At 74.3% G+C, this 9948-nt stretch carries 10 protein-coding genes and 1 pseudogene; all 11 read left to right on the forward strand.

Going from position 1 to position 9948, the window contains the following annotated elements; genetic code table 11:
- Positions 1 to 24 precede the first annotated feature (24 nt).
- The gene (gene fxlM / locus ACFCY1_RS22965; RefSeq protein ID WP_375875844.1) at positions 25 to 1245 is read left to right on the forward strand and encodes a methyltransferase, FxLD system; all 1221 of its coding nucleotides are present in this window, start codon (positions 25 to 27) and stop codon (positions 1243 to 1245) included.
- A gap of 48 nt (positions 1246 to 1293) precedes the next feature.
- Positions 1294 to 1491, forward strand: a complete 198-nt coding sequence (locus ACFCY1_RS22970) for an FxLD family lanthipeptide (RefSeq protein WP_375875845.1) — start codon at positions 1294 to 1296, stop codon at positions 1489 to 1491.
- 107 nt (positions 1492 to 1598) lie between these two features.
- Positions 1599 to 4616: a lantibiotic dehydratase gene (locus tag ACFCY1_RS22975; protein ID WP_375875846.1), complete on the forward strand. Its 3018-nt coding sequence runs from the start codon at positions 1599 to 1601 to the stop codon at positions 4614 to 4616.
- Positions 4613 to 5734, forward strand: a complete 1122-nt coding sequence (locus ACFCY1_RS22980; protein WP_375875847.1) for a lanthionine synthetase C family protein — start codon at positions 4613 to 4615, stop codon at positions 5732 to 5734. Before ACFCY1_RS22975 ends, ACFCY1_RS22980 begins: the two co-directional genes overlap by 4 nt.
- A gap of 17 nt (positions 5735 to 5751) precedes the next feature.
- Positions 5752 to 6645: a thiopeptide-type bacteriocin biosynthesis protein gene (locus ACFCY1_RS22985; RefSeq protein WP_375875848.1), complete on the forward strand. Its 894-nt coding sequence runs from the start codon at positions 5752 to 5754 to the stop codon at positions 6643 to 6645.
- Between the two features lie 2 nt (positions 6646 to 6647).
- A complete protein-coding gene (locus ACFCY1_RS22990; protein WP_375875849.1) occupies positions 6648 to 7754 on the forward strand; it encodes a hypothetical protein in 1107 nt (368 codons plus the stop codon).
- A complete protein-coding gene (locus tag ACFCY1_RS22995; protein WP_375875850.1) occupies positions 7754 to 8272 on the forward strand; it encodes a 3'-5' exonuclease in 519 nt (172 codons plus the stop codon). Before ACFCY1_RS22990 ends, ACFCY1_RS22995 begins: the two co-directional genes overlap by 1 nt.
- Positions 8269 to 8484, forward strand: coding sequence for a hypothetical protein (locus tag ACFCY1_RS23000; protein ID WP_375875851.1), 216 nt, complete (start codon positions 8269 to 8271; stop codon positions 8482 to 8484). Before ACFCY1_RS22995 ends, ACFCY1_RS23000 begins: the two co-directional genes overlap by 4 nt.
- A pseudogene (locus tag ACFCY1_RS23005) lies at positions 8481 to 8723 on the forward strand (NUDIX hydrolase); the annotation flags it as partial. The gene ACFCY1_RS23000 and the pseudogene ACFCY1_RS23005, both read left to right, overlap by 4 nt.
- 211 nt (positions 8724 to 8934) lie before the next feature.
- Positions 8935 to 9219, forward strand: coding sequence for a SitI3 family protein (locus tag ACFCY1_RS23010; protein ID WP_375875855.1), 285 nt, complete (start codon positions 8935 to 8937; stop codon positions 9217 to 9219).
- Between the two features lie 340 nt (positions 9220 to 9559).
- Positions 9560 to 9948 (forward strand): transposase family protein (locus tag ACFCY1_RS23015; protein WP_375875852.1); only part of this gene is annotated, 389 nt, incomplete at its 3' end.

Raw genomic sequence — 9948 nt, forward strand, 5'->3', positions numbered from 1 at the left:
CATCACATTGAGAGCGAGCACTGCATGTCTGACACGGTGGAGACCGCCACCACCAGCACGGAGACCCCGGAGGAGCTGCGGACGGCCATGGTCGAGCGGCTGATCTCCATGGGCGAGATCCGGACCGCCGCGGTCGAGCGCGCCTTCCGTACGGTGCCGCGCGAGGCCTTCGTGCCGGAGGCGCCCGTCCGGCAGGCCTACGGCGTCGAGGACGTCGTGATCACCAAGCGGAACGAGCACGGGACCGCGATCAGCTCGGTCTCCGCCCCGCGGATCCAGGCGTTCATGCTGGAGCAGGCCGACATCAAGCCCGGGCACCACGTGCTGGAGATCGGCTCCAGCGGCACCAACGCCGCGATGATCGCCGAGATCGTCGGGGCAGACGGCGAGGTCACGACCCTGGACATCGACCAGGACGTGACCGACCGCGCGACCCGCGGCCTGGCCGCTGCCGGCTACGAGCGGGTGAACGTCGTCCTCGGCGACGGCGAGGTGGGCTGCGCCGACCGCGCCCCCTTCGACCGGATCCTGGTCACCGTCGGGGCCTGGGACATCCCGCCGGCCTGGGTCGACCAACTCACCGAGCACGGCACCATCACCGTGCCGCTGCGGATGCGCGGCGTCTCCCGCTCGATCACCCTGCGCCGCGAAGGCGACCGGCTGGTGAGCCTGTCCGCCGAGGTGTGCGGCTTCGTGCGGATGCAGGGCGTCGGCGCACACGAGGAGCAGCTGCTGCTCCTGCACGGCGAGGAGGTCGGGCTGCGCTTCGACGAGGAACCGCCGGTCGACGCCGGCCCGCTCACCGGCGCCCTGGACACCGAGCGCACCGAGGAGTGGACCGGGGTGGCGGTCGGCCGGATGGAGCCGTTCGACTCCCTGCACCTGTGGCTGGCCACCGTGCTGCCCGGATTCTGCATGTTGTCCGCCACCCCGGACACCAAGCTCGTCGCACCGCAGAACCGCATGGCCTGCCCGGCGACGACCGACGGGTCGAGCCTGGCCTACCTGGCGCTGCGCAAGGTCAGCGAGGACCCGACGTTCGAGTTCGGCGCGCACGGCTACGGGCCGGACGGCGCGAAGCTGGCCGCCCGGCTGGCCGAGCAGATCCGCACCTGGGACCGAGACCACCGCTCGGGCGCCGGCCCGCAGTTCACCGTCCACCCGGCGACCACGCCGGACGGCCAGCTGGGTGAGGGCCGCGTCATCGACAAGCGGCACACCCGCATCACGATCTCCTGGCCCTGAAGCGGGCCGGGTAACCCGAGAAACCGACCACCCAAGGAGGGGATCAGCATGGCGCCTCGGACGCTCATCGCGCCGGAGACCGAGAAGACCGACGTCGCCGCGCTCGACGGCTCGGACTTCGACCTCGACCCGACCATCGTCGAGAGCGGCGACGTGTTCGCCGACCTGCTGCGCGACACGAACGACAACTGCGGCAGCACCTGCTCCGGCAGCGCCTGCGCCAGCGGCGGCGGCAACGTCGCCTGAGCTGAACAGCTGAACGTTCGGCGGGCGGGCCGGGACCGAAACGTCCCCGCCCGCCCGCCGGGCCCTTTCCGTCTTCTCGTGGGGGGTGATGAGCGTTGTACCGTGCCGTGGATGCCGTGCTGCTCAGGGCGGGGGCCCTGACCGTCGAACCGACCTGGCCGGACCTGGCCGGCGGGGACGCGGAGCAGTGGCGGGCCTGGCTGGACACGGTCTGGTCGCATGCCCGGTTCGCCGAGGCCGTCGAGGCCGCGAGCCCTGTGCTGGCCGACCAGGTCCGCGCGGTGATCGACGGGCGGGGCCGGACACGGCGACAGGTGCGGCGCATCACCGTGTCGGTCCTCAAGTACGTGCTGCGGGCGCAGTCCCGGGCCACCCCGTTCGGCCTGTTCGCCGGCGTTGCGCCCGCCCGCCTCGGCGAGCGACTCTCCCTCACCCTCGGCGACGCGCACCAGGCGGTCGCCCGGCCGGACGCGGCGTGGCTGGCCGACGTCCTCGCCCGTCTGGAGAGCGACGAACTGCTGCTGGAGCGGCTGCCGGTGGTCGCGAACCCGCTGTGCTTCGCCCGGAGCGAGCGCCTGGTCGTGCCGTGGCAGGCCAACCCCGTCCACGGCGGCGACCCGCTGGAGGTGGCGGTACGCCGCACCCGCCCGGTCGAAGCCGCGGTGCGCGCGGCCGCGGGCCCGCTGAGCTTCGGCGAGCTGGCCGGCCGGCTCGCCGAGGAGTTCCCCCGCAACGACCCCGCCGCGATCCGGCAGCTGCTTCGCGCGCTGGTCGCCCAGCGGGTGCTGCTGACCGCGCTGCGGCCGCCGATGACGGCCACCGACCCGCTCGGCCACGTCCTCGCTGTCCTCGACCGGGCCGGAGCCGCCGGCATCGGCTCGGCCGCGCCGCTGCTCGCCGTACTGCGCGACGTCCATCAGGACCTGTACCGACACAACACCGGCCGTGCACACGGGCGGCAGCTGCGGGCCCGTACCGGCTCCACCATGGCGCGGGCCGCCGCCGCCGAGAAGCCGCTGATGGTCGACCTGCGCCTCGACGCCGCGCTCACCCTGCCGACGGCGGTGGCGCGCGAGGCCGCGGCCGCCGTCACCGTGCTGACCCGTCTCACCCCGCAACCCGGCGGGCTCCCGGCCTGGCGTGACTACCGGGGCCGCTACCTGGAGCGGTACGGGAGCGGTGCCGTGGTCCCGGTCCTGGAGATCACCAACCCGAACACCGGCCTCGGGTTCCCGGCCCGCTACCGCGACTCGGTGCACGAGCTGCCCGCGCCGAGCCTGAACGGCCGCGACGCCGAGCTTCTGTCGCTGGCCCAGGCCGCCGCCGTCGAGGGCCGCCTCGAGACCGTCCTCGACGACAAGGCCGTCGAGAACCTGGCGCGGCCGGCGGCCGGCGGCCACGTCCAGCCGCACGCCGAGCTGACGTTCACCCTCACCGCGCCGACCCGCGAGCACCTGGACCGGGGTGACTTCGCCCTCACCGTGACCGGCACCCCCCGGGCGGCCGGCACCACCACTGGCAGGTTCCTGGACCTGCTCGACCCGGCCGACCGCGACCGCATGACCGCCGCCTACGCGGCGCTGCCGACACTGGACGGCGACGCCGACCCGGTGCAGGTGTGCGCCCCGCCACTGCACGCCCGCGTCACCAACGTCGGCCACGCCCCCGCCGTCCTCCCGCTGCTACTGCCGCTCGCCGAGCACCCCGACCCCGCACACGCCGTCCTCGACCTGGAGGACCTGGCGGTGTGCGGCGACGTGGACCGGATGTGGCTGCTGCGCCTGTCCACCGGCCGGCCCGTCGAGCCGCGAATGATGAACGCGATCGAGTTCCGCAACAACACCCAGCCCCTCGCCCGGTTCCTGTGCGAGATCACCACCGCCCACACCCCCACCTACACCGCGTTCGACTGGGGCGCCGCCGGGCGCATGCCGTTCCGCCCCCGGATCCGCTACCGGCGCACGATCCTCTCCCCGGCCCGCTGGAACCTGCCCGCCGACGTGCTACCGCCGCGCACCGCCCCGTGGCCGCGATGGCAGCAGGCCGCCGCCGACTGGCTGTCCCGCTTCCGTGTCCCCGGCCGGGTGTTCCTCACCCAGCACGACCTGCGCCTGAGTCTGGACCTCGGCGAGAGCTCCCATCTGGTGCTGCTGCGCGACCACCTGGACGCCCACCCGGTGGCCGAACTCACCGAAGCCCCCGACCCGGCCGCCTTCGGCTGGATCGACGGCCGCCCCCACGAGATCACCCTGCCCCTGGCCGGCACCCGTCCGCCGGCCAGGCCCGGCCACCGGGGCGCGGCCGCGATGCGGACCTCCGGCCACCTGCCCGGATCCTCCCCGTACCTGTCCGCGAGGCTGTACGCCCACCCGCACCGGCACACCGAGATCCTGACCGCCCACCTGCCCGCACTGCTCGCCGCGTTTGACACCCCGCTGTGGTGGTTCCTGCGCTACAAGGACCCCGATCCGCACCTGCGACTGCGCCTGCCGCTGCCGGACACCGCCGCCTACGGCCCGGCCGCCAGGCACCTCGGGGCGTGGGCCGCCCGGCTGCGCGACCTGGGTCTGATCACCCACCTGCAGCTGGACACCTACCACCCCGAGGCCGGCCGCTACGGGCACGGCGCGGCGATGACCGCCGCCGAGACGGTGTTCGCCGCCGACTCCCGCGCCGCCGTCACCCAACTGCTCCACACCGCCCACGACCCGCGCGCGGTCACCGCGGCCAGCATGGTGGCCATCGCCACCGGCCTCAACGGCATCCACACCGGGATGCACCGGCTCTCCGCCAGCATCCCGGCCCGCGGCACGCCGCCGACCCCGGTCCCCCGCACCGTCCACCGGCAGGCCGTCGCCCTGGGCAACCCCGACGGCAACTGGGCCGCCCTGCGCGAGACCCCCACCGGCCGGGCCGTGGCCGACGCCTGGGAGCAGCGGCAGCGGGCGCTGGCCGCCTACCGCGACCGGCTCGAGGAGACGGACCCCGGCGACGAGTCGGTGCTGTTGTCCCTGCTCCACATGCACCACGTGCGGGCGCTGGGAATCGACCCGGAGCGCGAGCGGCTCTGCCACCGCCTGGCCCGCGCCGCAGCGCTGGCCCACACCGCGAAGGCCCAGCGGTGAACCGGGCCGCCCAGTCCCTCGCCAAGGGCGCGGCCGGCGTCGCCCTGCTGCACATCGAGCAGGCCGCCGGCGGTCGGGGCAGCTGGGGAAGCGTCCACGCCCACCTGGCGGCGGCGCTGCGCGGCGGCGTCAGCTCCGGTCACGGCATGGGCCTGTTCTACGGGGCGCCGGCCGCCGCCTACGCCGTCCACACCGCGACGATCGGCCCCGGCCGCTACGAGCGCGCCGTCCAGGCCCTGGACCGGGCGGTGAAGACGACGACCCGAGCCCGGCTGGAGGCCGCGCACGCCCGCATCGACCGGGGCGACCTGCCGGAGTTCGGCGAGTACGACCTGCTCTACGGGATGACCGGCATCGGCGCACACCTGCTGCGCCACCATCGAGGCGGCGATCTGCTGCCCGCCGTCCTGGCCTACCTGGTGCGCCTGGCCGAGCCGCTTCCGGGCGGCCTGCCCGGCTGGTGGACGCACTTGGCGCCGTCCGGGGAGCGCTCGCCCGACTATCCGGGCGGGCACGGGAACCTCGGCCTCGCCCACGGCATCGCCGGCCCCCTCGCGCTGCTTTCCCTCGCCGTCCGCCGGCGGGTGTCCGTGCCCGGCCAGATCGAGGCGATCCGGACGATCTGCGCGTGGCTCGACGGCTGGCGCCAGGAGGGAGCGGCCGGGCCGTGGTGGCCCGAAGCCGTCACCCGCTCCGAGGAAGCCGCCCGCCGCACCCGCCAGCGCGGGCCCCTGCGGCCGTCCTGGTGCTACGGCACCCCTGGGCTGGCCCGAGCCCAGCAACTGGCCGGCCTCGCGCTGGGCGACACCGCCCGCCGGCAGCTGGCCGAGACGGCGCTGCTCGGCTGCCTCACCGACCCCGCGCAGCTAAGCCGCGTCACTGACGACGGGCTGTGCCACGGGACCGCCGGGCTGTTCCAGACGGTGTGGCGGGTCGCCCAGGACAGCTCGGGCCCGGCATTCGCCGAGCAGCTGGACGTCCTCGCCGAGCACCTGCCGCCGGCCGGCGAGGACCCGGCCGGGCTGCTCGACGGGGCCACCGGCGCCGCCCTGGCCCGGCACACCGCCACCACCCGCACGGTGCTGTCCGGCTGGGACTCCTGCCTGCTCCTCAACTAGCCGAAAGGGAAAGCGCGTTGACGAAACCGCCCGGGTCCTGGCCGGACGACGCCGCCTCCATGCTCCAACTGCACGTCCACTTCACCGACCCGGCCGCCGCCGAGCCCGCCGCGCTCGCCCACCTATGGCCCGTCCTCGTCGGCGCGGAGGAGGCCGGGCACCTCGCGCACTGGCACTTCGTCCGCAAGGGCGACCGGTGGCGGCTGCGCTACCAGCCCGGGCCCGGCACCGGCCCCCACACCGTCGAGGCGGCCCTCACCGGCGCCCTCGCCGCCGCGCGGGCCGCCGGCCCGGTGACCGCCTGGACCCGGGTGGTCTACGAGCCCGAAGTGCTCGCGTTCGGCGGCACATCGGGCCTGGACGCGGCGCACGACCTGTTCCACCGCGACAGCCGCCACGTCCTTGCCCACCTCGCCGGGCACCGCGGCCCCGACCGGCGGCGCGAGCTGGCCGTCCTGCTGGCCACCGCGCTGCTGCGCGGAGCCGGCCAGGAGTGGTACGAGCAGGGCGACGTCTGGGCCCGCGTCGCCGCCCACCGGCCCGCCCCCGACCCCGCGCAGGCCAACCGGCTCACCCCGGCCGTCCAGCGGTTGATGTCCGTCGACACCGCCCCCGACCCCGCGCAGGCCAACCGGCTCACCCCGGCCGTCCAGCGGTTGATGTCCGTCGACACCGGCCCCGGCAGCGCACTCGCCACCGGCACCCTCGCCTTCGCCGCCCCCTGGATCGACACCCACACGCTGGCCGGCCAGGAACTGCGCCGCCTCGCCCACGACGGCCACCTGACCCGGGGCCTGCGCGCCGTCTGCGCCCAGCACCTGCTCTTCCACTTCAACCGGCTCGGCCTGCCCCCCATCGCCCAGGGCGTCCTCGCCACCACCGCCGGCCGCGTCGTCTTCGGACAGGAGTGACCATGGCCCAGCTGACCGAGACCACCGGCCGCTTCCCCCTCGCCCCCCGCTTCCGCCCGCCGTGCCGACCGCTGGAGGACCGGGTGCGCCGCCTGGGCGAGCTCGCCGTGCAGGCCGACGACACGGCCGACACCACGGTCGCATCGTCGGTGCACAACGGTGCCGCACTGCTGGCCTGCGACGTCGGCCTGCACGGCCTGGCCCGCAAGCTGTGCGCCGACCACGCCGAGATCTTCTTCGCCGTCCGGCCGCTGCCGGGGAAGGAGGCGTGCTACTCCCTCGCCCCGCTGGTCAACCTGGCGAGCCTGCGGATCCGCGAGGACGACGCCGACCAGGCGTTCCGCATGCTCCACGAACTCAACCGCGCGGTCGCCGCCCGCGCCGACACCACCGTGGACGGCATCACGGTGCCCGTCGGCACGCTCACCGCCACCGACGCGGACCACACCGAGATGGTGCGGTGGATGCACGGCACGTTCCTCTTCGACGGCGCCCGCGCGCTGGTACGGGCCGGCCGGTGGGCGCAGGCCCACGATCACCTCGCGCGGCCCGGCACGATCGGACGGCGCATGTTCGAGGGCCGGCAGATCGCCGTGCTCGCCCTCGCCTGCGGCGGCGACACCGAAGGCGCGCTCGACCTGATCGCCGCCACCCTGCCCGGCGACCCCTGGGAAGCCACCGTCACCGCCTGCCTGGCCGCGCTGTGCCGCCGGCATGCCGGGCACCCTGCCGCCGGCCCCGCCCCGATGCTCGACGGCTACGAGCAGCACCAGCGCGAACCGCGGTTCGCCGTCTTCGACACCCGCCTCGGACTCTCCCTCATCGAGGCCGCCGGCGGCACCGGCCAGCCGGCCGCCGCCAGTACCGCCCGCTCCCTGATCGCCCGGACACTGGAGCACGGCGACGGCTACGCCGCCCGGGAAGTCCTCGCCCACCCCGGCTGCTCCGGCCTGCTGACCGGCACCGAGCGCGAGCGGCTGACCGCCACCGTGGCCGCCTGCGGACTCGGCACCGAGCTGATCCCTCAGCAGCTGCGGAACGACCTCACCGCGGCACTGGAGCGCAGCCGCTCGGTGCTGGTGCGCAGCCTCGCCGGCAAGGAGCGGTGATGGACTACCAGAGCTGGCCCCGGGTCCTGGTCGTGGACGTGGAGGGCAACGGCGCCCAGCCGCCGGACCTGGTCGAGGTCACCGCCATCCCCGTGGCGGCCGGGCAACCGGTGCCCTCGTCGGCACGCTCCAGCCTGATCCGCCCGCCGCGCCCCATCACGCAGCCCGCGATGTGCGTGCACCGCATCACCAACCAGGACGTCGCCCGCGCGCCGGCCTGGGAGCAGATCGCCGAGCGGGTGCACGCCGACCTGGAGGGCGTCTGGATCGCCGCGTACAACGCCCACACCGACTACGGCGCGCTGCTGCGGCACCTGCCGACGTGGCGCCCGGCCGCCGGCTGCGGCCGCGCCACCGATCCACGCTCCTTCCGGAACATGGCGGTCGCCCGCTGGACGGGGGTGGCCCGCCCGGCTGGGTGTCCGCTGCACCAAGGAGAAGGGGAGCGCCGAATGATCCAAGCCCGAGTCGCCCGCCGGGAACCAGCACCTTGCCGACGGCGTCGAGTAACGACATGAACTCGGAAAGTGATGCGCGCCGGACGGTTGCCGTCGTCGCCGACAACGACACCGCGGTCACCTACCTGCAGCAGACCTTCCGGCCCGGGGACATCGTCCTGGTCAAAGGCTCCCGCTCCGGGATGCGCCGGCAGATCGCCGAAGCGCTCGCCGGGCAGGAAGTCACCGCCTGGGGCGGCTGGAACGACGACAAGGAGAACACCCCGACGTGATCTCGTACACGCTGCTCGCCCAGCAGGCCCTCGAGGAGGGCAAGGAGAAGCTGGCCGCCGGAACGGTGGTGCTCGACCCGGACGGCCGGATCCTGATGCTGCGCCGCCAGGCCGGCGACGTCCTGCCGGGTCTGTGGGACTACCCGGCCGGCGGCCTGCTGCCGGGTGAGGACCCGCTGCTCGGCGCGGTCCGCGAGCTGGCCGAGGAAACCGGCATCCGGCTGGCGCCGCAGAAGCTGGCGTACTGCCGGCACCTGGACTTCTGGTCACTGGTGACCCCCTGGACCCCGGCCCAGGTCGCCCAGACGCTCGTCGACGTCGCCCAGCCGCTGCGGCTCTTCGATATCCCCGCGACCGTCGACACACTGGTCGCGGACGGAGCGCTCACCGCGTACGGCACCTGGATCCGGGTAAACCTGCGCAAGCCCATCGCCTGGGGGGGACCCGCAGATCGGCGGTCGCGTCTTCACCCCGACCGTCTCTGTCGCCTTCCGGTTGGGCAAGGACACCGACCCCTCGGGCCAGCAGGACGATATGACCCGCCTGGCCGACGCGCTCCTCGCGCGGGTCCCTGGCGACGCGGTCCTGCACCTCGACTACGAGGACGTCTGGATGGTGCGCCAGGACGGCCAACTGACCCTCAGCGAGCGATCCGACGTGTGGCCGCCGAACCGCCTCGCCGCCATCTCGGAGCCCTACCGACGCCAGACGCACGAGTTCGTCTACGAGGACTGACCACCAGCGCCGTCCGGGAATCCGGTCTGGCCCCTTGTCCGTCCTGGACACGCTGTCCCCGGCCGGGGTTACCCAGCACGAGGTCGACCAGTATGGAGAATGAGGTTTTCGAGTTCGTGGTCCCAGCTCTTGGCCGCAGGCTCATCGATTACGGAGAGAGGCTGCCCCGCACTACCAGCGTCGGCTGGGCACGATCGAGCGGCGGACCCAAGAAGACCATCCCCGGTGGACAGCAGTCCGTCGTACTCGCCGTGTGCCCATCTGATCAGGCAGAGCATTGAACTCCTGCTGAAGTGCTAAAGCTTGTTGCGGAAGGTTTGGGTCTGGGCATTTCTCCGGTATGGGTGGGGTGCTGCGGGCTGAGCCGTTGTGGGTGGAGACGTTCACGGGTTTGCGGGTGCGGCAGTTCGAGGGCCTGGTGCGGGTGGTGCGTGAGCGCGGTGGCAACGGGTCGGGCGGAGGCAGGCCGTGGTGCCTGCCGCTGCCCGACCGCGTCCTGCTGGTGGCCGTGTACTACCGGACGAACCTCACGATGCGGCAGCTGGCGCCGCTGTTCGGGATCTCGACGGCGACGGTGCGACGCATCGTCCAGCGTCTCGGTCCGCTCCTGGCCCTGGAAGCCGCTCCACGCCCGGTTGCGGGCGGGGTGCGGCTGGGGGTCGTGGGCGGCCCCCAGGTGCCCCGGGGGGGGCCCGCCGGGGGGGGGGGGGGGGGGGGGGGGGGGGGGGG

It is taken from the genome of Kitasatospora sp. NPDC056273 (assembly GCF_042268845.1).
In the GTDB taxonomy this organism is placed as follows: Bacteria; Actinomycetota; Actinomycetes; order Streptomycetales; family Streptomycetaceae; genus Kitasatospora.